Genomic DNA, 24,693 nt, shown 5'->3' with positions numbered 1-24,693 from the left:
TCCTTGAACCCGGCCTTGTCGTTACGTTTACGGTTAATCGAAGACCCCGCATCGATCAGGCGAAACGACCCGTTTCCCGTTTCGCGTAATCGAAGCACTACTACGAAAGATAAGGGTGATTCCATGGCTGCTGCAACTCCCGTAGTCGAGTTAAAGCAAATAACGAAGCGTTTTCCCGGAATCGTCGCCAACGATTCGATCAGCATCAAGCTGCAAAAAGGCGAAATCCACGCTCTGCTCGGCGAGAACGGCGCGGGCAAATCGACGCTGATGAACATTCTCTTCGGCCTGTACCAACCGGACGAAGGGCACATCGAGATTAACGGAACTCCGACTCCGATCGACAGCCCGAACAAGGCGATCGAGCTGGGCATCGGGATGGTTCACCAGCATTTCAAGTTGGTGCAGCCGTTTACCGTAACGGAAAACATTATCTTGGGTATGGAGCCTGCCAAAGGCGGCATCCAAATCGATTACAAGACAGCTACGGAAAAAGTGAAGAAGTTGTCCGACCAATACGGCTTCCATATCGATCCGAACGCCAAAATCGAAGACATTTCCGTCGGCATGCAGCAGCGTGTCGAAATTCTCAAAACGCTTTATCGCGGTGCGAACATCCTGATCTTCGACGAACCGACCGCCGTACTTACTCCGCAGGAAATATCCGAATTGATCGAAATCATGCGAAGGCTCGTCGCCGAAGGCAAGTCGATCATTCTGATTACCCATAAACTGAAAGAAATCATGTCCGTTTCCGACACGGTTACGATCATTCGCCGCGGTAAAGTCATCGATACGGTCACGACAAGCGAGACGACGCCGTTCGAACTGGCCGAAAAGATGGTGGGGCGGAACGTTTCCTTCAAGGTCGATAAAAAACCGGCGACGCCGGGCGAAAAAGTCGTCGAGGTTAACGGCGTTACCGTCAAGACGAAAGAAGGCGTGACGCTGCTGGACGGCATGACGTTCGATGTCCGCCGAGGAGAGATCGTCGGCGTTGCCGGCGTAGACGGAAACGGCCAGACGCAAATTATCGAAGCTTTGTCCGGCCTGCGCAAGATCGACAGCGGTTCGATCAAGCTGAACGGCAAAGAGATCGGGAGCCGCACGCCGCGCGAGATCTCCGAATCGGGTCTCGGTCATATTCCGGAAGACCGGCATAAGCACGGCTTGGTGCTGGACTTCAGCGTCAGCGAAAATATGGTGCTCGAGAGCTATTACAAGCAGCCGTACACGAAACGCGGCTTCCTTAATTTCCGCGCGATCAACGATCTGGCGAAACGTCTCGTCGAAAGCTTCGACGTGCGTACGCCGAGTATTCAGACCAAAGCACGTTCTCTTTCCGGCGGCAACCAGCAGAAAGCGATCATTGCCCGGGAAATCAATAAAAATCCGGACTTCTTGATCGCGGCCCAACCGACGCGCGGCCTGGATGTCGGCGCGATCGAATTCGTGCAGACGCAGTTGATCAAACAGCGCGACCAAGGCAAAGCCGTTCTGCTGGTATCGTTCGAGCTGGACGAGATCTTGAACGTGTCGGACCGGATCATCGTCGTGTACGAAGGCAAGGTTATCGGCGAAGTGCGTCCGGAAGAGACCAACGATCAAGAACTGGGCTTGATGATGGCAGGCAGCCGGCAGGGAGGAACTAAGGAATGAATAAATTTCTGAAATGGTTCGCGAGCGATTCGTTTATCGTCTCGCTGGCCGCCATCGTCATGGGTCTGCTGCTCGGCGCGATCGTCATGCTTATCGGCGGGTATAACCCGATCGACGCTTACGGCGCGCTGCTCAGACGCGTATTCGGCGACTGGTACGGATTCGGCGAAGCGCTGCGCGAGATGACGCCGCTCGTTCTGACCGGCCTTGCGGTCGCGTTCGCTTTCCGCGCGGGCATGTTCAACATCGGCGCGGAAGGTCAGGTGATCATGGGCATGACCGGCGCTTCGCTTATCGGCATCAAGCTGACGGGACTTCCTTGGATCATTCATGCTCCGCTCGCGATTATCGTGGGCGCGCTGTTCGGCGGCCTATGGGCCGCGCTGGCCGGCTATATCAAGGCCAAGCGGGGCGTCAACGAAGTTATTACCACGATCATGTTGAACTGGACCGCATTGTTCCTGTGCAACTATATCGTGCGTACCTTCACGCTTATGCCGGGCAACCAGCGTTCGGTCGATATTCAACCGAGCGCTTCGATCTCGATCGGTTGGTTGTCCGAGATGATGGGCAACGCGCGCGTGCATTGGGGCATTCCGCTCGCGATCTGCGCGGCGATCTTCTTCTATTATTTCCTGTGGAAAACGAAGCAGGGCTTCGAACTGCGCGCCGTCGGCAGCAACCCCGAAGCCGCTCGTTACGCGGGCATCAACGTTAACAAAAACATCGTGAAAGCGATGTTCATCAGCGGCGTGTTCGCCGGTCTGGCCGGCGCGTTCGAGACGCTGGGCGTCTTCCATTATCAGAGCGTATACGCTTCGTCCCCGGGCTACGGGTTCAACGGGATCGCCGTCGCTCTGCTCGGGATGAACCATCCGTTCGGCGTATTGGCCGGCGCGGGATTGTTCGGCGCGTTGACTTACGGTTCGGCAGGCATGAGTTTCGACGCTGGCGTTCCGCCGGAGATCATTCAGATCGTCATCGGGTCGATCATTTTCTTCATCGCGGCACAGGGCATCGTTCGTTTCATCCTCAAACCTGTGTATAAGCGCAAGAAAGAGAAGGTGTTGTAAATGGATCTGCTTACACTCGGCAACCTGATCAATACGACGCTCGTATTCTCGACGGCTCTGATCTTCGCGGCGCTCGGCGGCTTGTTCTCCGAACGTTCGGGTATCGTAAACATCGGGATCGAAGGTCTGATGGTATTCGGCGCTTTCGCCGCCGCGGTCGGTACGCATTATGCGGAGAAAGCCGGCATGGAAGGCGGCGCTCCGTGGGTCGGCCTGCTGACGGCGATCGTGGTCGGCGTGATCGGCTCGTTGATTCATGCGGTCGCGACGATCACGTTCAAAGCCGATCAGACGATCAGCGGCGTGGTCATCAACTTCTTGGCGACCGGCATCACGTTGTATCTCGTCAAGCTGATGTTCGACGGAGCGGGCGAAACGCCGCTGCTGCTGCATCGTTTGGTCAAGTTCAACTTTGCCGACTTCGCTTCGATTCCGGTTATCGGACCGATTATCGGAACCGGCATCTTGAATTCGTATCCGACGACGTTCATCGCGCTTATTCTGGTATTCGTGATCTATTACGTGCTGTACAAAACGACGTTCGGTCTGCGCCTGCGTTCCGTAGGCGAACATCCGAGCGCCGCGGACACGATGGGCATCAACGTCAACCGCATGCGTTATATCGGCGTTATGCTGAGCGGCGCGCTGGCCGGTCTCGGCGGCGCGACGATCACGTTGACGACGACGGGTCTGTTCTCGCATACGACGATCTCCGGCCAAGGTTTTATCGCGATCGCCGCGCTGATCTTCGGCAAATGGAACCCGCTCGGCATCATGGGCGCGGCGCTGTTCTTCGGCTTCTCGCAGGCGATCCGCAACTACGTACAGCTGTTTGACTGGTCCGCCGACATTCCTCAGGATTTCATCCTGATGCTGCCTTACGTGCTGACCGTCATCGTGCTCGTCGTAGCGATCGGCAAATCGAGAGCCCCCGCGGCTCTCGGGGAACCGTACGATCCCGGCAAGCGCTGAGGAGACCCGGAAAGCTCGTTTTACGTGTCTTCTCAGGCCACTACAGCCTTAAAAACCAAAACGCCTCTTTTACCGTGTATTCACGGCAAAAGAGGCGTTTTTTCGTCTTTCTCAGGCGGACACTTTGTATGCCCGGAATGTATGCGGCGCTAAAGGTTTTAATTTTTTGTTGAAAATAGGTGTTGACTTCCCTAAAACTTAAGTCATATAATAACCCTAACATTTACGGCATGCACGAAAACGCGACACGGTCTTTCGAAGATCGACGGAGTTTTCGGACATGTTCCGGAGCGCATAATTGATCGGCTATGAAGAGGACGAAGTTTTAAGGGCCCTTTTGCCAGAGAGCGGGGAAGCGTCAAGCTGGAATCCACCGCCAAAATCCCTTATATACGAGCTCACCTCGGAGCTGTTTCCCTGAAAAGCGAATGGAACTTCATCCATTTCGGGTATTAGGGGAAATCGTGGGGTTCGCGTTACGAACCGCGAGTTTGAAATCGAAGTTTTCGATTTCGGACCGCTTGAGGCCGCACACTGCGAAGTGTAGGCAAAACTGGGTGGTACCACGTAAGGAATAACAACCTTTCGTCCCTCGAAGCAGAACTTCTGCTTTGCGGGGCGAAAGGTTTTTTGGTTTTCGAGACGAGGAAGCCGTGACCGCGCCGTGCATGCGTCAAAGCGGGAGAGTCCCGTTCGGATGGCTCTGTGCAAACTGTTGATGTGAGATTGATGTAATCTTTGGAAGGGGGAAAAACGATGAGCGCGCAAATGCCAGAAGCGAAATCGACGGAAGAATTGAGAGAAGAATGGGTGGATAAACAGGAAGTCCTGACAGGTTCGGACATCCTGCTCCGCAGCTTGGTGCTCGAAGGCGTCAAATGCGTATTCGGTTACCCGGGCGGAGCGGTGCTGTATATCTACGATGCCATGTACGGCTTCAAAGATTTCCACCACGTATTGACCCGGCACGAACAAGGCGCGATTCACGCGGCCGACGGTTATGCCCGGGCATCCGGCGAAGTAGGCGTATGTATCGCCACTTCGGGACCGGGGGCGACCAACCTGGTAACGGGAATCGCCACGGCATACATGGATTCGACGCCGCTCGTCGTCATTACCGGCAACGTCGCTTCGACGCTGATCGGAACGGACGCTTTCCAAGAGGCCGACATCACGGGCATCACGATGCCGATCACGAAGCACAGTTATCTGGTGCGGAGCGTCGACGAACTTCCGCGGATCATTCACGAAGCGTTCCATATCGCGAATACGGGTCGCAAAGGTCCGGTATTGATCGATATTCCCAAAGACGTATCGGCCGCGATGACGCTGTTCCAGCCGCATACCCAGCCGGTCGCTCTGAGAGGGTACAACCCGCGGACCATGCCGAACAAACTGCAAGTGGAACGTTTGGCGGACGCGATCTCCAAAGCCGAAAAACCTCTGGTGCTGGCGGGCGGCGGCGTCGTTTACTCCGGCGGACACGAAGCGCTGCTGGAACTGATCGAGAAGACGGGGATTCCGATCACGACGACTCTCCTCGGACTCGGCGGTTTCCCGAGCGGGAACGAACATTGGCTCGGCATGCCGGGGATGCACGGAACCTTCGCTTCGAACATGGCGATTCAGGAATGCGATCTCTTGATCAGCATCGGGGCGCGGTTCGACGACCGAGTGACGGGCAAGCTGAACGGGTTTGCGCCGAACGCCAAGATCGCGCATATCGATATCGATCCGGCCGAGATCGGCAAGAACGTGAAGACGGATATTCCGATCGTCGGCGACGTGAAGACGGTACTGGAACTTTTGAACAAATCGGTGAAACGGGCCGAGTTGGCGGACGAGTGGAGAACGCGGCTTCAACAATGGAAAGCGGAGAAGCCGTTCCGTTATAAAGACGATTACCAAGAAACCGAGATCGGACTCAAACCCCAATGGGTCGTGGAACTGCTGAACGAAACGACCAAAGGCGAAGCGATCGTGACGACCGACGTCGGTCAGCATCAGATGTGGGCCGCGCAGTATTACAAGTTCAACCAACCGCGTTCTTGGATCACTTCCGGCGGTCTCGGCACGATGGGCTTCGGTCTTCCGTCGGCGATCGGCGCGCAGATGGCGCAGCCGGATCGTCTGGTCATCTCGATCAACGGCGACGGCGGCATGCAGATGTGTTCGCAAGAACTCGCGATCTGCGCCATCAACAACATTCCGGTCAAGATCGTCATCTTGAACAATCAGGTGCTCGGCATGGTACGCCAGTGGCAGGAACTGATCTACGAGAACCGCTACAGCCATATCGATCTGGCGGGCAGCCCGGACTTCGTGAAGTTGGCGGAAGCTTACGGCGTGAAAGGACTGCGGGCTTCGACGAAAGAAGAAGCGCGCGCCGTCTGGCAGGAAGCGTTGGATACGCCGGGACCGGTCGTCATCGACTTCGTGGTCGAAAAAGGCGAGAACGTGTATCCGATGGTACAGCAGGGCATGACGCTGGATCAAATGCTGATGGGGGACGAATAAGATGAGTACTACGATGCAGACCAAACATACCATTTCGATTCTGGTCAATGACCAACCGGGCGTTCTTCAGCGGGTCTCGGGATTGTTCGGCCGCCGCGGCTTCAACATCGAGAGCATCACGGTGGGCCAGTCCGAAGAGGCGGGATTGTCGCGGATGGTCATCGTATCCACCGGCGACGATAAGACGATCGAGCAGATCGAGAAGCAGCTCTACAAGATCATCGACGTGATCAAGGTCGTCGACTTGAGCGCCAATCCGATGGTCGGCCGGGAACTGGCTTTGATCAAAGTCAAGTCCGAACCGAACGCCCGTCCCGAAATCATGGGGCTGGTCGAGACGTTCCGGGCGGCGGTCGTCGATATCGGCACGCACAGCCTGATGGTCCAAGTGGTCGGCGATACCGAGAAGATCGACGCGATGATCGAGCTGCTCGCGCCTTACGGCATTCGGGAGTTGTCGCGTACCGGCGTAACCGCCATGATTCGAGGCAACGCTTAACAGAAACAGGTTTCGAGCAGGAAAACGGGCTTTGTCGGCGAATCGAATGTATAGAGACGATCCGTCACGGAAAACGCGCGCATGTCGGATAAGCCGGGATTACCCGGAAGCGACCGCAGTCCTTCCGGGTTCCGCACACATAACCCCGAACAAGCGGGGAGCTGAACGGAGTCTTCGAATGACGATCCGGAGAAAGCTCCGCTGAGCTACCCGCTTGTTTGGGCAGGGTTTAGGTTTTATACACAAAGGAGGAAATAAGAATGGCAGTTACCACGTACTATGAAAAAGATGCAGACCTGAGCGTACTTCAAGGAAAAACGATCGCGATTATCGGCTACGGAAGCCAAGGACACGCCCATGCGCAGAACCTGCGCGACAGCGGTCTGCAAGTGATCGTGGGCCTTCGCGAAGGCAAATCGGCAAACAAAGCCAAAGAAGACGGATTCGAGGTTCTGTCGGTTGCCGAAGCGACCAAACGTGCGGACGTCGTTCAGATCCTGATGCCGGACGAAACGCAAGCCTCCGTGTATAAAAACGAAATCGAACCGAACCTGAAAGACGACGCGACGCTGCTGTTCGCGCACGGCTTCAACGTTCACTTCGGTCAAATCGTGGCAAAATCGGGCAACGACGTCCTGCTGGTCGCTCCGAAATCGCCGGGTCACATGGTTCGCAGAACGTACGAAGAAGGTTTCGGCGTACCGGGACTGATCGCGATCCATCAAGACGCGACGGGCAAAGCCAAAGAAATCGGCTTGGCTTACGCGAAAGGCATCGGCTGTACGCGTGCCGGAGTCATCGAGACTTCGTTCCGCGAAGAAACCGAAACCGACCTGTTCGGCGAACAAGCGGTACTGTGCGGCGGCGTGAGCGCGCTCGTCAAAGCCGGTTTCGAAACGCTGACGGAAGCCGGCTACGCGCCGGAAATGGCATACTTCGAATGCTTGCACGAGCTGAAGCTGATCGTCGACCTGATGTACGAAGGCGGTCTGGCAACGATGCGCGATTCCATCAGCAACACGGCGGAATACGGCGACTACGTAACTGGCCCTCGCATCGTGACCGAAGACACGAAGAAAGCGATGAAAGAAGTCTTGTCCGATATCCAACAAGGCAAATTCGCTCGCGACTTCATTCTGGAGAACCAATCCGGCCGCGCGTTCTTGACGGCGACTCGCCGCAACGAATCCGAGCATCCGCTCGAAGTCGTAGGCAGCCAACTGCGCGACATGATGCACTGGATCAAGAAATAAGTTCCCTGAATTCAGGGCAGGGCTATCCCGGGCCGCGAAAATGCGGCTTCGGGACAGCCCTTTTCCACATTTATTCGAGATTCCTACAGGATGAAGGAGGCTAAACCGTGCGGAAAATTTATATCTTCGATACGACGCTGCGCGACGGCGAACAGTCGCCGGGCGTCAACCTGAACACGCGGGAGAAAGTCGAGATCGCGCATCAGCTCGAGAAGCTGGGCGTAGACCGGATGGAAGCCGGCTTCCCGGCCGCGTCGCCGGGCGACTTGGCCGCGGTCAACGCGGTCGCCCGCGCGGTCAAGAACGCGAGCGTCGTCGGACTGTCGCGCTCGCGCGAAGCCGATATCGACGCGGTGCGCGAGGCGCTGAAGGGAGCGGCCGACCCGCGTCTGCACGTGTTCTTGGCGACGTCGCCGATCCACCGGAAGTACAAACTCAAGATGGAGAAGCATCAAGTGCTCGAAGCGGCGCAGTCCGCGATCCGTTACGCGAAGAAATATTTCTCGCAGATCGAATTCTCGCTCGAAGACGCGGGACGCACCGAAGCGGATTTCCGCGCCGAAGTGGTCGCGATGGCCGTGCGCGAAGGCGCCTGCGTCGTCAATATCCCGGACACGGTCGGTTATTTGAACCCGTCCGAATACGGCGCGATCTTCAAGCATCTCAAAGAAACCGTGCCGGATATCGAGAAAGTGCAGCTCAGCGCGCACTGCCATGACGACCTCGGCATGGCGACGGCCAACACGCTGGCCGCGATCTTGAACGGGGCCGACCAGATCGAAGGCACGATCAACGGCATCGGCGAACGCGCCGGCAATACCGCGATCGAGGAGATCGCGCTCGCGCTCGAGACCCGCGCCGATTTCTTCGGCGCGAAGACCGGACTGACGCTGAGCGAGATCGCCAGAACGAGCCGGCTGGTCAGCAAGCTTACCGGCATGCCCGTGCCGGGCAACAAAGCGATCGTCGGCGCGAACGCGTTCGCGCACGAGTCGGGCATCCACCAAGACGGGATGCTCAAAGAGAAAACGACGTACGAGATCATGTCGCCGGAGACCGTCGGCTTCAAAGAAAGCAAGCTCGTGCTTGGCAAACACTCCGGCCGCCACGCGTTCCGCGAGCAATTGCTCGAACTTGGCTATACGCTGGAAGACGAGCAGTTGAACGAAGCGTTCGCCAAGTTCAAAGACCTGGCGGACAAGAAAAAAGAAATCACCGACGACGATCTGCTGGCTTTGATCGAAGAACGTCTGCCGGACGCGCCGGAACAATACGGCCTCGAATCGCTCAGCTTCTCGTTCGCGACCGAAGCGGCTCCGAGCGCGAAGGTTACGGTATCCGTCGCCGGCGAAGGCAGCCGCACGGCCGAAGCCGGCGGCAACGGTACGGTCGATTCGATCTATAACGCGATCGACCAAGCTTCGGGCGAAGACGTGACGCTGGTCGACTACGCCATTCAAGCCGTCACGCTCGGCAAAGACGCGCTCGGCGAAGTGCATGTCACGCTGCGCCAAGGCGAGACGGAAGTCCGCGGCCGCGGCGTCAGCACGGACGTGCTTGAAGCGAGCGCCCGCGCTTATATCGACGCGCTGAACCGCCTTGCGGAGAACCGCCGCATGCCGAGCGGCCGCAAAGGCGCGGAGAAAGTCTGGTAATTCCCAAGCCGAACGGCTCGTAAAAGAAAAAGCGGTACCGCAGTCCGATATCGATCGGATCGCGGTACCGCTTTTTGACGAATCGGAATGCTGCCGGGTTCCCGCCCATTAGACGGAAACGTCCGCTTTTACCACGCGTACGCGTTCGGAGCCGCTCCGCCCGGTCCCGGGAAGATCTCGTCCAGACGCTTCAGCTCGGCTTCGCCCAGTTTCACGTCGACGATCCGCAGCGCGCTCTCGAGCTGATCGAGCGTCCGCGGCCCGATGATCGGAGCCGTGACGGCCGGATTGGCCAGCACCCACGCGAGGGCGACCGTATCCTGCGCTTCGCCGAGTTCGGCGCTGAACGCTTCGAACTGTTCGAGCTGCGCTTGGTGCTTCTCGACGCGTTCCGCGTTGCCGCCGCTGCGCGAACCTTCGATTTTCTTCAACGCGTTGCGTCCGAGCAGGCCGCCTTCGAGCGGACTCCAAGGAATGACGCCGAGTCCCAGCGCTTCGGAAGCCGGCAGCACTTCGAGCTCCGGTTGGCGGGTAAGCAGGCTGTATTTATGCTGTTCGGAGACGAGGCCGAGGAAGCCGCGTTTCTCCGCTTCTTTTTGCGCGACGGCGATATCCCAACCGGCGAAGTTGCTGGAGCCGACATAGCCGATCTTGCCTTGATAAACGGCGACTTCGAACGCGCCCCACAGCTCGTGCCAACTTACGCTGCGGTCGATGTGGTGCATCTGGTACAGCTCGACGTGGTCGGTCTGAAGCCGCTGAAGCGAAGCTTCCAGATGGCGGCGAATCTTATAAGCGGACAAGCCGCGTTCGCCGTTCGGTCCGTCGACGTCGTTGCCCATGCCGCCGTAGACTTTGGTCGCCAGCACCACTTTTTCCCGACGTCCGCCGCCCTGCTTGAACCAGCGTCCGATGATTTCTTCGGTACGTCCCGCGTTGCCTTTGCCGCCGTAAACGTTTGCAGTGTCGAAGAAATTGATGCCGGCGTCGAGCGCCGTATCCATGATGCGGAACGATTCCTGCTCGTCGGTCCGATCGCCGAAGTTCATCGTGCCCAGACAGATCCGGCTGACTTTAAGTCCCGATTTTCCCAAATACGCGTATTCCATTTCTTCGTTCATCTCCCTGCCGAATTTTTGCGAATCGCGTGCGTGTCTATTGTAGCAACCGTTTTCGGAGGAATCAAATAGACGGAATCCTAAGCGATTCGGCACTTATAGGCATAACCTATCGGAGTGATAGTTTCTATATCTTGGTCAATCCCTGACGGTGTATGTTACTGTTCTAAAAGGTGCAAGACGATGAACGAATTCACAAAACGAGGGAGTGCGAAACATGGCGGAAACGAAAAAGATCGCGGTAATCGCGGGAGACGGAATCGGACCGGAAGTCGTAGCGGAAGCGGAAAAGGTCTTGCAAAAAGTAGGCGAGGTCTTCGGCTATTCGTTCGAAACGGAGCATGCGCTGTTCGGCGGCATCGCGATCGACGAGAAAGGAACGCCGCTTCCTCAAGAAACGCTCGACGTCTGCAAACGCGCTGATGCCGTGCTGCTCGGGGCGGTCGGCGGTCCGAAATGGGATAACAATCCCAAAGAGCTGCGTCCGGAAACCGGCTTGCTGGGCATCCGCAAAGAACTCGGCTTGTTCTCGAACCTTCGTCCGGCCGTCGTGTTCGACTGCCTCAAAGACGCTTCGACGCTGAAACCGGAAGTGCTGGAAGGCACGGATCTGATGGTCGTTCGCGAGCTGACGGGCGGCATCTACTTCGGCGAGAAGTTCCGCCGCGAGACGGAGCACGGCCAAGAAGCGGTCGATACCTGCGCGTACAACGTGACCGAAGTCGAGCGCATCGCGCGCCAAGCTTTCGATATCGCCATGAAGCGCCGCAAGAAACTGGCTTCCGTCGATAAAGCGAACGTGCTCGAAACGTCCCGCCTGTGGCGCGAAACGGTAATCCGCGTCGCCGAAGAATATCCGGAAGTCGAACTGGAGCACGTATTGGTCGACAACTGCGCGATGCAGCTGCTGCGCCGCCCGTCGAGCTTCGACGTCATCGTGACGGAGAACATGTTCGGCGACATCCTGAGCGACGAAGCGGCCATGCTCACCGGCTCGATCGGCATGCTGGCATCGGCTTCGCTCGGCGAAGGCAGCTACGGCCTGTACGAGCCGGTGCACGGTTCCGCGCCGGACATCGCCGGACAAGGTCTGGCGAACCCGATCGCGACCATTCTCTCCACGGCGCTGATGCTGCGTTTGACGTTCGGTTACGGCGAAGCCGCCGACGCGATCGAGCGTGCGGTCGCCGAAGTGCTGGACGCCGGCCATCGAACGAGCGATATCGCCGCCGGACGCGGAGACTCGCTGTCCACGACGCAAATGGGCGAACTGATTCTCAACGCGATTCGTAAATAATAATAATTATAAACAAATAAGCGTTATAATCTTGACTTCGAAAAATCCCGGTGATAACATAGTCTCATGAGTTTCAGAATATTCAGAAAACGCTCTTCACCGGGCGTCATTTTGAGGAGGATTTACGCAAATGGCAGAACGTTTGGTAGGCAAACCGGCTCCGGCCTTTACAATGGAAACCGTCTCCGGAGACGGACAAGACTTCGGTAAAGTATCCCTGGAAGATTACCGCGGCAAATGGCTCGTGTTCTTCTTCTACCCGCTCGACTTCACGTTCGTGTGCCCGACCGAAATCACGGCACTGAGCGACGCGTACGGAGATTTCCAGACGCTCGACACCGAAGTTCTCGGCGTCAGCATCGACTCCGTCCACAGCCACAAAGCTTGGATCAACGCTTCGAGCGAAATCGGCGGCCTGGGCAAGATCAACTTCCCGCTGGCATCCGACATCACCAAGAAAGTCGCTAGCGATTACGGCGTACTGATCGAAGAAGAAGGCGTCGCGCTGCGCGGCCTGTTCATCATCGATCCGGAAGGCGAACTGAAATACCAAGTCGTCAACCACAACGACGTAGGCCGCAGCGTAGAAGAAACGCTTCGCGTTCTTCAAGCTCTGCAATCCGGCGGTCTGTGCCCGATGAACTGGAAACCGGGCGACCAAAACCTGTAAGAACCGTACGCCGAGCGGCCCTGCCGCTTGAACGTTTTACGGCGCAAGCCTTCTTTCCCGACCTTGTCGGAAAGAAGGCTTTTTTGCACCTTTACCCTATGGCACGCGTCGAAATTCCATGCTAAGATGAAAGCCAAAGCGAAGCGTTCATTGCCGCTTAAAGTGGTTAAATAGAATCAAAGTAAGCCGACAAGGAGGGTGAACGGCCATGAGTTTCTGCTGCGGAGCGAGCATGATCGGAACCAAAGGAACATTGACCCATTATCGAACCCAAGTTCATAACGTTCCCTTGCTGTATTGTCCGGTATGCCAGCGTATCGAAGTTCATTATAAAGTCGAAAGCGAATACGAGATCTTGGCCGAATACGCGCACGGCGACGGCGAATCGGAGATCGATTTCCAAGATTACGTGCTTGAAGACGACGCAGAGATTTTCTCCAACTGCGTCAGCGTCGACAGCGATAACAAGATGGAGGCGGTACGCAACCAGATCGATCTGTCGCTCGACCTGCTCGCCGTCGCCAAACAGATGGAAGATAAACGTTGGCAGATCGAATTGAAACGCCGCCTTGCGGTCATGAGTCAGAAGCTGGAGAAGCTTCAGAGCGGGAACGGCCGCGGCGCTTGACGAATCCCTGCCGAATAGAACGGAAAAACCGGAAGCGATCGCAGACGATCGCTTCCGGTTTTTCGTTTTTTGGTCGAATCGTTTCGTTTGCTGAAACGGAACATCGTTCGCAGCGTTTGGAAAACGCTATCGCGTTTGTTAGAATAGAAGCGTAGGAAGAAACAGGAAAGCAAACGAATCAAAATACATATCCCGGACGGCGATTTGCCTTTATGCAGGACGCGGAATAGGGAAGACGGAGGAAGGTTCATGAAAAACGTACAAGAACTCGCATCCAGACTCAAGCAAAATATCGGAAAAATCATCGTCGGCAAAGACGAAGAGGTCGATCTGCTGCTGACCGCGCTGCTCGCTTCGGGCCATGTACTGCTCGAAGACGTGCCGGGCACGGGCAAAACGATGCTGGCCAAAAGTCTTGCCGCTTCGCTCAGCCTGAGCTTTCAACGTATCCAATTCACGCCCGATCTGCTGCCCTCGGACTTGACGGGCATCCATTTCTATAATCAAAAAGACGGCGAGTTCCATTTCCGTCCGGGTCCGCTGTTCGCGAGCATCGTGCTGGCCGACGAGATCAACCGGGCGACGCCGCGCACCCAATCCAGCCTGCTGGAATGCATGGAAGAGCGCCAGATCAGCGTCGACGGCGAAACGATGAAGCTGGAGCAGCCGTTCATGGTGCTGGCTACGCAGAACCCGGTCGACAATCAAGGCACGTTCCCGCTGCCGGAAGCGCAGATGGACCGGTTCATGATCCGCATGAAATTGGGGTATCCGTCGGCCGCGGAAGGACGCGAGATTCTGCGGCGTACCGTGCAGGTCGGCGGACTGAGCGCGGGATCGGCCGACATGACGGCGACGGCGCAGGAAGTGCTGGAAGCGCAGACGACGTGCCGCCAAGTGAAGATCGCCGACGATCTGCTCGATTACATCGTGGCGCTGGCGGACGCTTCGCGAAGCCATCCGGAGCTTGCGCTGGGCATCAGCCCGCGCGGAACGCAGTCGCTGCTGCGCGCCTGCCAAGCCTACGCGGCGCTCAAAGGACGCGATTACATCCTGCCCGACGACGTGAAAAAGCTGCTCGCTCCGGTCTGCGCCCACCGCCTCGTGCTGAACAACCGCTACGATCAGCAGGGCAATCCGGCCGAGCGCATTCTGAACGAATTGACCGATCGCGTCCCCGTACCGAGCGAAGAGGGACTGGAAAGCGAAGTGAGATAAATGGCGCTGCTCGGACTATTGCTGCTCGCGGCGCTGATCGTTCTTCTGCAAGGCTGGCTGCTGGGCAAACCGGCGCTGGCCCGTCTGGGATACGAACGCAGCTTCAGCCGCTACGTCTGCCGGGAAGGCGAGCAGATCGAGATGGTCGAGACGTTGTCCAATCGCAAGCCGCTGCCCGTTCCGTGGCTCCGGCTCGAAGCGATGCTGCCTTCGGCTTTGTCGTTCGCCCGCAGTTCCGATACCAATGTCAGCGAAGGCAATATCTATCAGAATCATACCAGCTTGTTCACCCTGCCGGCCCGGACGAAGATCACCCGAACGCACCAGATCCGCTGCAGCGCGCGCGGGATCTATCCGATCGAGTCGGCCACGATGACGGGCGGCGACCTGCTCGGATTGTATGCGCCTTCAAAAAAGGTCGAGCTCAATATGCGCATGGTCATCCATCCCCGATTGATCGCGGACGACGAACTGCCGATTTCTTGGAAAACGTGGCAGGGCGAACTGTCGGTGCGGCGTTGGATCGTGGACGATCCGTTTCTGATCACCGGCGTGCGGCAATACGCCGCGGGCGATCCCATGAACCGGATCCATTGGAAAGCCAGCGCGCGAACCGGCCAGCTTCAAGTGCACAAGAACGGCTATTCCGCGGACCCGCGCGTGATGATCCTGCTGAACGTCGAAGATTCGGAGACGATGTGGAGCGTCGTGACCCGGACTTCGCTGATCGAACGCCAACTGTCGCTCGCCGCGACCTGCGCGGCTTCGCTGATCGGCCAAGGCATGGCCGCGGGCTTCGCGCATAACGGCAATTCCCAACTCGGCGAAGAAGGATGCCGGCTGGAGACGGATTACGGGCCGGTGCATCTGAACCGGATGATGGAAGCGATGGCGGCGTTCGAATTGAAATCGCGCCTGCCGTTCCACGAGCTGCTGCAGCTTGAAGCGCAGCGCGAATTCCGGGAGCCGATCGACTATCTGCTGGTCACGGCGCATCGCTCGTCCAAGCTGGAAGAAGCGATCGCCGCGCTGGAACAGCTCGGCCACCGGGTCGGCGTGACGGGCTTCGCCGCCGATGCGCCGGCCGGAGAACGACCGGCCGTGCGGTCGGCCGAGCGCCGCGAAGCGGCGCGGAGAGAGGAGGCCGTTCTATGACGAAGACCAAGAACGGGGAAGTGACGGAGCGGAGCCCGCTGCTGCGGGGATTCGGCCGACCTGCGGCTTACTCGCTGCTCGAGATCGCCGCCGCGTATGCGCCGGTCGCCGTACTGGCGCATTATGCCGTGCGTCAGCCGGACCTGCTGCTGATTCTGCCGATGCTGCTGCTGCATGCCGGCGGCAGCCTGATCGGACTGCGGCAGGCCGAAGGGCGGGCGGCCGGGTGGATGGCCGCGCTGCCGTTCGTTATCGCGCTGCTGCTTGCGCTGGCGATTCCGGGCGGTCTGCTCGCCCGGGGAGTCGCGGCCGCGCTGCTGCTGCTGTCGGCGCTGCGCGGCCTGCTCGTCGGCCGGAGGCAGTTATGGGACAATATGTGGGTGCGGATTCCGATGACCGGGATCGCGGCGATGTTCGTTCTCTATATCGTTGCGGGACGCGTCCCGGAACTCGCCGGATACCGGCCTCAGCTGTATCTGCTGTCGGTAGTGCTGCTCGCCCTGACGCTGCTGCTGGTCAACGGCGATCGGGTACGTAACGAAGCGGGCGCGGAAACGTCCGCGCTGTCGAACATTCTGACGGCGAATCGCAGATTGACTTGGATCGTGGCGGCTTTTATCGTGCTTGCCGGCATGATCGGAGGACCGACGGGCATCTTGAACGCGATCCGTCGCTGGTGGTTATCCCTTTTTGCGGGCGGAACTCCGCAAGGCGCGCCGGTGCCGGAATCTCCGGGCATGCCGTCCGCCGATTATTCCGAACTGCTGGAGATGGGCGAGAAGCAGGAAACGCCGTTATGGCTCAAGATCATCGGCTACGCGTTCCAAACGGTCTTCTGGGCGTTGGTCGCGGCGTTGGCGCTATGGTTATTGTACCGGTTGTTCGGCCGTTGGCTGCCCAACGGCATCCGCAATCTGGTTCGCAAGATCGCCGCGCGTCTGGGACTGATGCGGGAAATGCGCGCCGTGCAAAGCGGCGCGAGCTATACGGACCGGGCGGAGAAGCTGTCCGCCGAAGAGACAGGCAAGCGGAAGCGCCGTTTCCGCTTCGGCTCGGGACGCCGCGAAGCCGAATATGCCGGCGACGATCCGCGCCTGCGTTATCGCAGCGTCGTCCTGCAAGCGCTGCGCAAAGGCCTGCCGTTCGTCTCCAGCCGAACGCCGGCGGAGACGGGCAAAGAACTGGCGCAGAGCCGTTATACGGAGTTGTCGCCTTCCGAGTTGGACCAATTGGTCGAGCGGTACAATCAAGCCCGCTACGGCGAAAAAGAATAACGCGCTTTGCTTCGGTAAGGCCTGCCCGCTTATAATGGAGAGAACAGGAAATATTGGCGCAGGCCGCCTATGCAGAAAGAAGGGAAGCGTTTGGCATTGTTGGGATTGTTGTTGGCCGGAGCGATCCTGATCGCGGCCCAAGCGCTGCTGATCGGGCGCGGCTCGCTGCGCGGGATCGTCTACAGCCGAAGATTCGACCGCGAACGCTGCTTCGCGGGCGATCGTCTGGAATTGATCGAAGTGATCGAGAACCGCAAAAAGCTGCCGGTTCCGTGGCTGCGGCTGGAGTCGGAATTTCCGGCCGCTTTTCGTTTTCGCGGAAATACCGTCTCGAAGATGGAACAGGGCAGCGTGTATCAGACGCATACCAGCGGATTCGCTTTGCTGCCGGGCCGGCGCGTGACGCGTCGGCATTTCGTCGTCTGCGAAAATCGCGGAATCTTCCGGCTGTCGACGGTGTTCATGACGGCCGGGGATCTGCTCGGGTTCGTTATTCGCTCGCGCTCGCTGAACGTCGAAAGTCCGCTGATCGTCTATCCCGCGCTGCTGGAAGATCGCGAGCTGCCTTATGCTTGGCATAGCTGGCAGGGGGAATTCGCGGTGCGCCGCTGGATCTTGGAAGATCCGTTCATGATCGAAGGTTCCCGGGAATACGCGCCGGGCGACCCGATGAACCGAATCGATTGGAAAGCGACCGCGCGGACCGGTGGGCTTCAAGTCTATAAGCAGGGGCATTCGGCCGATCCGCGGGTGATGATCGTGCTGGATATCGGCAACGTCGTCGCGGGTCTGGCAAGCGGGAGCGGCGAAGCCGAAGCCGAGCGGGCGATCAGTCTGGCCGCCACCTGCGCCGATCGTTTGATCGCGTCGGGCGTGCCGGTCGGATTCGTTCATAACGCGCATACGCTCTCCGCTCCGCGAGTACTTGCGGGAAGCGGAGCACCGCATCGGCATCTGCTGCTGGAAGCGATGGCCGGCATCCGGCTCAAAGAACGGCAGACGCTGGCCGAGACGTTGAACGGCGAAGCGCGGGAACGCTCCGCGGCCTGCGATTACTTGATCGTCAGTTCGGCGGACGAGGCGGAGATTCGGCGAGCCGCCGAACCGCTGGAGCGCATGGGCCATCGCATCGGCATTTTCCGTCCGACGGACGATGCTTCCGCCGCTTCGGCCCGTCCGGAATCGCCTCGCGAGCCGGATCTGCGCAAGGAGGTCGGCGCATGAAGAAAACGGGATTATGGAATACGGCGCTGCGGTCCGCGCTCGGCGAAACGCTGCCGATCTATCCGCTGCTGCTGATCTTGGCGGTCTACGTGATCGAAATTCCGCCCGTCTTGCTCTGGGCCGCGTTCGGACTGGGCGTGCTCGGCGGCGGCGTCGCGGCCAAGCGCCTGCGGCGGGAACCGGCTTATCCGGCTTCGGCGGCGCTGCCGATCCTGCTCGTCGCGGCGATCGCGGCCTCGCAGCCCGAGTTCGCGTTAGGGCAGATCTTCTGCTTGCTGATCGTGCTGCTGATCGCGGGCAGTCGTGGCGTGTACCGGGAATTCCGCATACCGCCGAGCAGCCGAGCGGAGACGCTGGCGGCTTCCGCATGGTTGGCGGCCGGAATCGTCTTATATCGGCTGTCTTTCGTTTTAAAGTTGGGGCTGAGCGAATACCGCTTCTCTCTCTATCTGTCCTGCGCGCTGACGCTGGCGCTGATCCTGCTTCGCCGGAACACGCATCGGGTGAGGGAGTCGCAAGGATTGTCCGCGAGCGAAGAAATGCCCGCCAATCGGCTGTTATACGCGAATCGGGGATTCGTGGCCGTACTGCTGCTGTTGATCGTGGGCGCAGGTCTGCTGTTCCCGTCGAACAATCCGTTCGGCGGCCTGCCTCGTGCGCAAGAAACGCAAGGCGTTCCGGTCGTTGCGGACGGATCCGCGCCGACGCGCGAACCGGCTGTCGAATGTTTGATCCTCTACGAGAAAGAGCGCGATCAAGCCGAGCAAGAAGGAAGGCCGGTCTCGATCGATCGTCTGCCGCCTCAATGTCAGCAAGATTATGCCGATGCGGCGAACGAACGGGACGACGGCAGCTACAAATGGATCGATTGGGTCGTCGCGATTAGCGCAGCGGCGTCGATCGTGCCGGCAGCGTATTACTCGCTGAGGTTCTTGTTCGTCGTATTCGGCGAGTGGCTGCCCGATTGGTTCAAGCGGCTGCTGGCGAATCTGCGGATCACCGCCGGGATCGAAAGCCGAGAAGACGAAGAAGCTTATCGGGATACGACGGAAATCATCGGTTCCCGTCGTTCGGGCAAAGTCCGGTCCGGACTTTCGCGGTTCGCCGAGCCCGCAAGCGGCCCGCGCCGCGATTATTTCCGATTGGTTCGCGAAGCCGTGCGGCGCGGCTACGCGTTCCGTCCGTGGTTGACGCCGAGCGAGACAGGCCGCGAACTTGCGGCTCAGCCCGCTTATCGCGAACTCGACGAGACGCAGGTCGAACAAGTGATCGAGCGCTATAATCAGACGCGTTACGCCGAGAAGCCGAAGCAAGGCGACGGATGAACCTTTTTTCTTCAAAGCAAGAAAAACCGCGAACTTCCCGATGAAGTTCGTGGTTTTTCGCATGCCGGAATTCCAGGCCGAAAAAGCGGAGTCAGCCGCGTTTGCGCATCGCGGCCCGCGCTTCTTCCGAAAAGCCGATCGGCGAACAGCCCGGACAGCCGGCCGGGGTTCGTCCGTCTTCTTGAACGGAACATCCCGCGCAAGCGCCTTGTTTGCTTTTTTTCCAGAACCGAACGAACACGCGGGCCGAATACGCCAAAGCCAGCCCGATAATGATCCAGTTGATCATAAACGTTCTTCCTTTCGCCGGGATTCAGCCGAGACCGATCAGCTGGCCTCCCTGATAGATGACGAGCGCGACAATGTAAGCCAGCACAAGCGAATAGCCCATCGAGAAGAAGGTCCAGCGCCATGAAGCCGTCTCTTTGCGAATCACGCCGACCGTAGCCAGACAAGGGATATAGAGCAGAATGAACGCGATAAAACTAAAAGCTTGAAGCGGCGTGAACGCCATCGAGACTTGATGTTCCAGCCCCGCCATGTCCGGCACTTGATAGATGATGTTCATGGTCGAGACGACGACTTCTTTCGCCATGAATCCGGTAATCAGCGCCGCGCCGGCCTGCCATGTTCCGAAGCCGAGCGGTACGAAGAGCGTAGACAGGGCGCCGCCGATCGAAGCCAAAAAGCTGTCGTTCATCCCGACGCCGAAGCCGCCCGGTCCGGTGTTCGACAGAAACCAGATGACGACCGAACCGGCCAAGATGATCGTGCCCGCTTTGCGCAGGAACCCTTTGACTTTTTCCCACGTCATGCGCAGCAGCGATAACGGCTGGGGCATGCGGTAAGGAGGCAGCTCGACGATAAACAGCGACGGTTCGCTTTTCATCAAAGTGCGGGAGAACAGTTTGGCCAAAGCCAGCGCCAGCGCCATGCCGAGCAGATACAGCGCCATCACGACGGCCGCCCGATCGGAAGCGAAGAAAACGCCGGCGAACAGGGCATAAACGGGAAGACGGGCCGAACAGGACATGAGCGGCACCAGCATCGTGGTCAGCAGACGGTCTTTGCGCTGCTCCATCGTACGCGCGGCCATGATCGCGGGAACGTTGCAGCCGAAGCCGATGATGAACGGGATAAACGCTTTGCCGCTGAGGCCGACGGCTTCCATCGTGTGGTCCATCAGCAGCGTGATCCGCGCCATATAGCCCGAGTCTTCGATAAACGAAATCAGCAGGAACAAGATGGCGATCTGCGGCAGGAAGACCAGCACGCCGCCGACTCCGCCCACGATGCCGTCCACGATCAGGGAATGGGCGAAATCGGAAGCTCCGAGTGCCGTCAAGAGCGAAGAGATCCAGCCGCTGAGCGTGCCGGAGATCAAGCCGTCGAGCAGATCGGACAAGACGCTGCCGAGCCAATCGAAGGTGAGCTTGAAGATCAGGAACATCATCGCCAGAAAAAGCGGGATTCCGAAGATGCGATGGGTCAGAATCGCATCGATTCGTTCCGTCGCGGTATGCGTGCGCTCGCTCGAACGATCGATCGCGATACGGCAGATCTCTTCGATGCGCGAGGCGCGAACCTGCCGCAGGTAAGCGGGCAGATCGCGGTCCGAGCCGGAATCGTACAGTTCTTGTTCGATCTGCGCGATCAAACGATCGAGCTCTCCGCGATCCGACCGAGCAAGCAGCATCTCGCGAACCGTTTCGTTTCCTTCCATCAGTTGAAGAGCCGTCCAGCGGGGAGCCGCAAACGAGGACGAACCTTTCCCGCCCAGAAATTCGCTCAAACGGTCAACCCCGGATTCGACGACGGGGCCGTAATCGACGCGAAAGCCGCCGCGCCCGGATTGCCCCGATTCGCCGAGCGCCCGAAGCACTTCTTGGCAGCCGGTTCCTTTGCGGGCGACGATCGGGACGACGGGAACGCCGAGCGCCCGTTCGAGCGCCGCCGCGTCGACGGCGATGTTCCGATCGCGCGCCACGTCGACCATGTTCAGCCCGATCAATATCGGACGTTCGCACTCCAGCAGCTGCAAAGTCAGGTAGAGATTGCGTTCAAGCTGAGAAGCATCGACGATATTGAGCATGCAGTCCGGTTTTTCTTCCATTAAGAAGCGTGCGGCGACGCCTTCGTCCGCCGTGAGAGGAAGCAGGGAATAGAGACCGGGAAGGTCGACGATCCGCCCGCCGCGGCCGCGAAGCGTGCCTACCCTTTTCTCGACGGTGACTCCCGACCAGTTGCCGACGGTCTCGTAAGAACGGGTGAGCATATTGAACAGAGACGTTTTGCCCGTGTTCGGATTGCCGAGCAAGGCGTACTGATTCATACCGGCAGGACCTCCATGCGGCCCGCTTCTTCGCGGCGAATGCCGATCAGTTGGCCGGAACATTCGAAAGTGAGCGGTCCGCCCATAGGCCCGAGGCGCAGCACCTTCAGCAGACTGCCTTCCTCGACGCCCAAATCGCGCAGCCGTCGGCGCAGCAGGGGGTTGACGTCTTCGAGCGCGCCGAGCTTGGCCGAGCCGCCCGGTTTGATCTGAGCCAGCATCGTGCGCCGGCCGTTCGAATCCTGTATACGAAGCATCGGAATCCTCCTGTAACGTTCGTTTTCATTGAGAATGAATATCATTAACTTTTTCTGTAATGTATCATCGGAGAGCGCAAAACGGCGGTGACAAATGTCACAGGACAAGGGAATTTCACTTTACTTTATGCGCCTGCTTAAGTATGATGAAAAAGCGAAAAATAAGGTCGTTTCCGACTCCGATGTCGCCCGGCGGCAAGCCGAAAAACGGGCGTATGATAGACAGGTTCCGACAAGGGAACCTTTTTTCTTGCTTCGACGAAGAAATTTGTCTCATTTTGACGAAGCGCGGCAGGAGATAGCAAGACGGCGTAGAATCTAAAACGAAGGTGAGACTGATCCGATTTTATGACATCCCAGCAGGACGGAAGTGAATTAATGAACACAACTTGGGCAACGCGCCGACTGACTATTTACACCTTTTCCGTCTTTCTTCTCGTTCTTGCGTGTGAAGCGGCCGATTACTTCTTCCGCACCGCAGGCGGCGACAGCCGATGGGCCTCCGCATTGACTCTGATGACGGCGTGTTTCTCGGTAACGGCGTGCTTGACGGTCTATTTCCATGCCACGCCTTTGTTCGATCGCCGAATCGGCAGCTACAGCAAACGCATGGTCAATCTCATGGGCGCCGCCGGCGCGGTCGAGCTGCTGTACTTGGCGACCGACCTCCATCGTTTTATGACGGTGCCGGCCGCGAACCGTTCGGGAGCGGAATGGCTGCTGTCTTTGGCCGCGTTGGTCTATGCCTCCGGCCTGCTGCTTCTGTTCTTAAGCCCGGACCGCAAAGACGGCGCTTCGCACCGGTTGTTGTATTTCGCTTTGCCGCCGATCGCGGCTTCCGCGGCGGGCTTGCTGTTCTTCCTGCGTCTCGAACTTCCGGCCGCGGCGACGCGAGTCGTCGATCTGGGACTGGAGATCTCGGCGCTCGGCGTCGCCGTCGCGGCGGTGAGCCTGTTGTTCGCGCGTTATCGCCGGAACAACGTCAAAGCGCTGTGGGTCGCGATCCAATCTCTGGGACTCGTCGTGGCGGCGCAGATCCTGATGCTTCAAGCCGGAACGTCTTCGGGAGTTCCGTTCCTGCTCGCGTCGGGACTTCACAGTCTTTCTTACGCGATTCTCGTCAGTCAAGGACTGCGTTTGGCGATCGCCGAACCGCTGCGCGAACGCCGCGAAGCGGAGGAACGCATCGAATTTCTGGCTTATAACGACGACCTTACGGGTCTTCCGAACCGCCGCAGTCTGCATGCCAAGCTGAACTCGCATTTCGGCAAAGACCATGCGGGCAAGACGGCTCTCATGGTATTGAATATCAATCGTTTCAAAACGATCAACGATTCGCTCGGTTACGAAGCGGGCGACCGCCTGCTCGGAATCGTCTCGGAACTGCTGCAAAATCATGTCGAAGAGCCGGAGGAAGTGTTCCGTACCGGCGGAGACGAATTCGCGGTCGTGCTTCCGGAGAGCGGGGGAGAAGAAGCGATGAACCGCGCGCACGCGCTGCTCGAAGAGTTCGAGCGTCCGGTCAACGTGGGCGGCATGGAGCATTATATCGCGTTGTCGGCCGGCATCGCCGTGTATCCGGAAGACGGCAGCGCGGCCGACGGCCTGCTGCAGAGCGCGGACGCCGCGGTGCATCTGGCCAAAGAACAAGGTTCGGAGGTCAAGCGTTTCTCCAAAGGGATGACCTTGAACGCGCGCGAGAAACTGATCTTGGAGAGCGACTTGCGCAAAGGTTTGGATCGCGGCGAGTTTTACCTCGAATATCAGCCGAAAATGTCGGTGGAAAACGGACGGATTCTGGGCATGGAAGCGTTGGTGCGCTGGAATCATCCGAAACGGGGACCGGTATCGCCGGGCGAATTCATTCCTTTGGCGGAAGAAAGCGGCTTGATCGTTCCGCTCGGCGAATGGGTGCTGTACGAAGCCTGCCGCCAGAACAAAGAATGGCAGGACAAAGGCTACGCGCCTTTATGCATGTCGATCAATCTTTCGATCCGCCAATTCCGCCAGATCGGCTTGGCCGACCAAATCGAACAAATGCTCGAAGATATCGGGTTGGATCCGCAGTACGTGGAACTCGAGATTACCGAGAGCATGACCGTGGATAAGGATGCCGCGTTCGAACAACTAAAACGATTCAAACAGTTGGGGCTGCATATCAGCATCGACGATTTCGGCACCGGCTACAGCTCGCTGCATTACTTGAAGAACATGCCGATCGACCGTTTGAAGATCGACCGTTCGTTCGTCAGCGAAGTCATGAGCGGGCAGAGCGACGCCGCGATCGTCTCCACGATCGCTTCGATGGCCCATCACTTGAAACTCAAAGTCACGGCCGAAGGCGTCGAGAACGAAGAACAGCTCGAATTCCTGCGCAGCCAGCGCTGCCACGAAGCGCAGGGGTTCTTGTTCAGCCGCCCCGTTCCGGCCGGCCGATTCGAGCGCATGTTTTTGCGGGAGCAAAAGCTGGGCTAAAGTCGGAAACCGCGTCATAAACAAGCTTGCCGGATAAGCCCCGCGAAGGGCGAGGCGTTTTGTCGAATGGGACAAAACGCTTTTTTTAAAAA

The 24,693-nt window shown here is 58.5% G+C and carries 20 protein-coding genes; 16 read left to right on the top strand and 4 right to left on the bottom strand.

What is annotated here, in order from left to right; genetic code table 11:
• Positions 1-123 precede the first annotated feature (123 nt).
• From CDO73_RS19825 to CDO73_RS19795, 7 genes are all read left to right on the top strand, one after another.
• On the top strand, positions 124-1,659 hold the full coding sequence (locus tag CDO73_RS19825) for an ABC transporter ATP-binding protein (RefSeq protein WP_088490257.1): 1,536 nt from the start codon (positions 124-126) through the stop codon (positions 1,657-1,659).
• Positions 1,656-2,732 carry an ABC transporter permease gene (locus CDO73_RS19820; protein ID WP_088490256.1) on the top strand — a complete coding sequence of 359 codons (1,077 nt, stop codon included), beginning with the start codon at positions 1,656-1,658 and terminating at the stop codon, positions 2,730-2,732. Before CDO73_RS19825 ends, CDO73_RS19820 begins: the two co-directional genes overlap by 4 nt.
• Positions 2,733-3,704 carry an ABC transporter permease gene (locus tag CDO73_RS19815; RefSeq protein ID WP_088490255.1) on the top strand — a complete coding sequence of 324 codons (972 nt, stop codon included), beginning with the start codon at positions 2,733-2,735 and terminating at the stop codon, positions 3,702-3,704.
• Positions 3,705-4,460: 756 nt separating this feature from the next.
• Positions 4,461-6,221 carry a biosynthetic-type acetolactate synthase large subunit gene (ilvB, locus tag CDO73_RS19810; RefSeq protein ID WP_088490254.1) on the top strand — a complete coding sequence of 587 codons (1,761 nt, stop codon included), beginning with the start codon at positions 4,461-4,463 and terminating at the stop codon, positions 6,219-6,221.
• 13 nt (positions 6,222-6,234) lie between these two features.
• A complete protein-coding gene (gene ilvN / locus CDO73_RS19805; RefSeq protein ID WP_088490327.1) occupies positions 6,235-6,720 on the top strand; it encodes an acetolactate synthase small subunit in 486 nt (161 codons plus the stop codon).
• Positions 6,721-6,980: 260 nt separating this feature from the next.
• Positions 6,981-7,973, top strand: a complete 993-nt coding sequence (ilvC, locus tag CDO73_RS19800; RefSeq protein ID WP_088490253.1) for a ketol-acid reductoisomerase — start codon at positions 6,981-6,983, stop codon at positions 7,971-7,973.
• A 107-nt stretch (positions 7,974-8,080) separates the two neighbouring features.
• Positions 8,081-9,628, top strand: coding sequence for a 2-isopropylmalate synthase (locus CDO73_RS19795; protein ID WP_088490252.1), 1,548 nt, complete (start codon positions 8,081-8,083; stop codon positions 9,626-9,628).
• A gap of 128 nt (positions 9,629-9,756) precedes the next feature.
• On the opposite strand, the gene CDO73_RS19790 is transcribed toward CDO73_RS19795, so the two are convergent.
• Positions 9,757-10,737 carry an aldo/keto reductase gene (locus CDO73_RS19790; RefSeq protein WP_088490326.1) on the bottom strand — a complete coding sequence of 327 codons (981 nt, stop codon included), beginning with the start codon at positions 10,735-10,737 and terminating at the stop codon, positions 9,757-9,759.
• Positions 10,738-10,963: 226 nt separating this feature from the next.
• On the opposite strand from CDO73_RS19790, the gene leuB reads away from it, so the two are divergent.
• The 8 genes from leuB to CDO73_RS19745 all read left to right on the top strand — a co-directional run bounded on the left by leuB (position 10,964) and on the right by CDO73_RS19745 (position 19,537).
• Entirely contained in the window at positions 10,964-12,043 is a 1,080-nt protein-coding gene (gene leuB, locus CDO73_RS19785; RefSeq protein WP_088490251.1) for a 3-isopropylmalate dehydrogenase, read from the top strand.
• A gap of 130 nt (positions 12,044-12,173) precedes the next feature.
• Positions 12,174-12,713 (top strand): peroxiredoxin, encoded by a 540-nt coding sequence (locus CDO73_RS19780; RefSeq protein WP_088490250.1) that lies wholly within the window; start codon positions 12,174-12,176, stop codon positions 12,711-12,713.
• Between the two features lie 208 nt (positions 12,714-12,921).
• The gene (locus CDO73_RS19775) at positions 12,922-13,341 is read left to right on the top strand and encodes a hypothetical protein (protein WP_088490249.1); all 420 of its coding nucleotides are present in this window, start codon (positions 12,922-12,924) and stop codon (positions 13,339-13,341) included.
• Between the two features lie 249 nt (positions 13,342-13,590).
• Positions 13,591-14,559, top strand: a complete 969-nt coding sequence (locus tag CDO73_RS19765) for an AAA family ATPase (RefSeq protein ID WP_088490247.1) — start codon at positions 13,591-13,593, stop codon at positions 14,557-14,559.
• The gene (locus tag CDO73_RS19760) at positions 14,560-15,714 is read left to right on the top strand and encodes a DUF58 domain-containing protein (RefSeq protein ID WP_088490246.1); all 1,155 of its coding nucleotides are present in this window, start codon (positions 14,560-14,562) and stop codon (positions 15,712-15,714) included.
• Positions 15,711-16,988: a DUF4129 domain-containing protein gene (locus CDO73_RS19755; protein WP_088490245.1), complete on the top strand. Its 1,278-nt coding sequence runs from the start codon at positions 15,711-15,713 to the stop codon at positions 16,986-16,988. Before CDO73_RS19760 ends, CDO73_RS19755 begins: the two co-directional genes overlap by 4 nt.
• 90 nt (positions 16,989-17,078) lie before the next feature.
• Positions 17,079-18,212, top strand: a complete 1,134-nt coding sequence (locus tag CDO73_RS19750; protein WP_179218766.1) for a DUF58 domain-containing protein — start codon at positions 17,079-17,081, stop codon at positions 18,210-18,212.
• Positions 18,209-19,537 carry a DUF4129 domain-containing protein gene (locus CDO73_RS19745; RefSeq protein WP_088490243.1) on the top strand — a complete coding sequence of 443 codons (1,329 nt, stop codon included), beginning with the start codon at positions 18,209-18,211 and terminating at the stop codon, positions 19,535-19,537. Before CDO73_RS19750 ends, CDO73_RS19745 begins: the two co-directional genes overlap by 4 nt.
• Positions 19,538-19,628: 91 nt before the next feature.
• On the opposite strand, the gene CDO73_RS19740 is transcribed toward CDO73_RS19745, so the two are convergent.
• From CDO73_RS19740 to CDO73_RS19730, 3 genes are read right to left on the bottom strand one after another with little or no spacing between them, the layout of a single operon-like run.
• A complete protein-coding gene (locus tag CDO73_RS19740) occupies positions 19,629-19,826 on the bottom strand; it encodes a FeoB-associated Cys-rich membrane protein (RefSeq protein ID WP_088490242.1) in 198 nt (65 codons plus the stop codon).
• Positions 19,827-19,850: 24 nt separating this feature from the next.
• Complete coding sequence (gene feoB / locus CDO73_RS19735) at positions 19,851-21,869, bottom strand: ferrous iron transport protein B (protein WP_088490241.1); 2,019 nt, start codon at positions 21,867-21,869, stop codon at positions 19,851-19,853.
• Positions 21,866-22,126 carry a FeoA family protein gene (locus CDO73_RS19730; protein WP_088490240.1) on the bottom strand — a complete coding sequence of 87 codons (261 nt, stop codon included), beginning with the start codon at positions 22,124-22,126 and terminating at the stop codon, positions 21,866-21,868. The genes feoB and CDO73_RS19730 overlap by 4 nt, the downstream gene beginning before the upstream one ends.
• Positions 22,127-22,642: 516 nt before the next feature.
• Here CDO73_RS19730 and CDO73_RS19725 point away from each other — a divergent pair.
• Positions 22,643-24,601: a putative bifunctional diguanylate cyclase/phosphodiesterase gene (locus CDO73_RS19725; RefSeq protein WP_256972783.1), complete on the top strand. Its 1,959-nt coding sequence runs from the start codon at positions 22,643-22,645 to the stop codon at positions 24,599-24,601.
• Positions 24,602-24,693 lie beyond the last annotated feature (92 nt).

The organism is Saccharibacillus sp. O23, from assembly GCF_002205895.1.
In the GTDB taxonomy this organism is placed as follows: domain Bacteria; phylum Bacillota; class Bacilli; order Paenibacillales; family Paenibacillaceae; genus Saccharibacillus.
Note: the sequence above shows the minus strand (reverse complement) of the source record. Positions and strands in the feature narration are given on the sequence as shown.

Coding starts and splice junctions, on each gene's coding strand:
- CDO73_RS19825 (WP_088490257.1), top strand. CDS start 124: ATGGCTGCTGCAACTCCCGTAGTCGAGTTAAAGCAAATAACGAAGCGT.
- CDO73_RS19820 (WP_088490256.1), top strand. CDS start 1,656: ATGAATAAATTTCTGAAATGGTTCGCGAGCGATTCGTTTATCGTCTCG.
- CDO73_RS19815 (WP_088490255.1), top strand. CDS start 2,733: ATGGATCTGCTTACACTCGGCAACCTGATCAATACGACGCTCGTATTC.
- ilvB (WP_088490254.1), top strand. CDS start 4,461: ATGAGCGCGCAAATGCCAGAAGCGAAATCGACGGAAGAATTGAGAGAA.
- ilvN (WP_088490327.1), top strand. CDS start 6,235: ATGCAGACCAAACATACCATTTCGATTCTGGTCAATGACCAACCGGGC.
- ilvC (WP_088490253.1), top strand. CDS start 6,981: ATGGCAGTTACCACGTACTATGAAAAAGATGCAGACCTGAGCGTACTT.
- CDO73_RS19790 (WP_088490326.1), bottom strand. CDS start 10,737: ATGGAATACGCGTATTTGGGAAAATCGGGACTTAAAGTCAGCCGGATC.
- leuB (WP_088490251.1), top strand. CDS start 10,964: ATGGCGGAAACGAAAAAGATCGCGGTAATCGCGGGAGACGGAATCGGA.
- CDO73_RS19780 (WP_088490250.1), top strand. CDS start 12,174: ATGGCAGAACGTTTGGTAGGCAAACCGGCTCCGGCCTTTACAATGGAA.
- CDO73_RS19775 (WP_088490249.1), top strand. CDS start 12,922: ATGAGTTTCTGCTGCGGAGCGAGCATGATCGGAACCAAAGGAACATTG.
- CDO73_RS19765 (WP_088490247.1), top strand. CDS start 13,591: ATGAAAAACGTACAAGAACTCGCATCCAGACTCAAGCAAAATATCGGA.
- CDO73_RS19760 (WP_088490246.1), top strand. CDS start 14,560: ATGGCGCTGCTCGGACTATTGCTGCTCGCGGCGCTGATCGTTCTTCTG.
- CDO73_RS19755 (WP_088490245.1), top strand. CDS start 15,711: ATGACGAAGACCAAGAACGGGGAAGTGACGGAGCGGAGCCCGCTGCTG.
- CDO73_RS19745 (WP_088490243.1), top strand. CDS start 18,209: ATGAAGAAAACGGGATTATGGAATACGGCGCTGCGGTCCGCGCTCGGC.
- CDO73_RS19740 (WP_088490242.1), bottom strand. CDS start 19,826: ATGATCAACTGGATCATTATCGGGCTGGCTTTGGCGTATTCGGCCCGC.
- feoB (WP_088490241.1), bottom strand. CDS start 21,869: ATGAATCAGTACGCCTTGCTCGGCAATCCGAACACGGGCAAAACGTCT.
- CDO73_RS19730 (WP_088490240.1), bottom strand. CDS start 22,126: ATGCTTCGTATACAGGATTCGAACGGCCGGCGCACGATGCTGGCTCAG.
- CDO73_RS19725 (WP_256972783.1), top strand. CDS start 22,643: ATGACGGCGTGTTTCTCGGTAACGGCGTGCTTGACGGTCTATTTCCAT.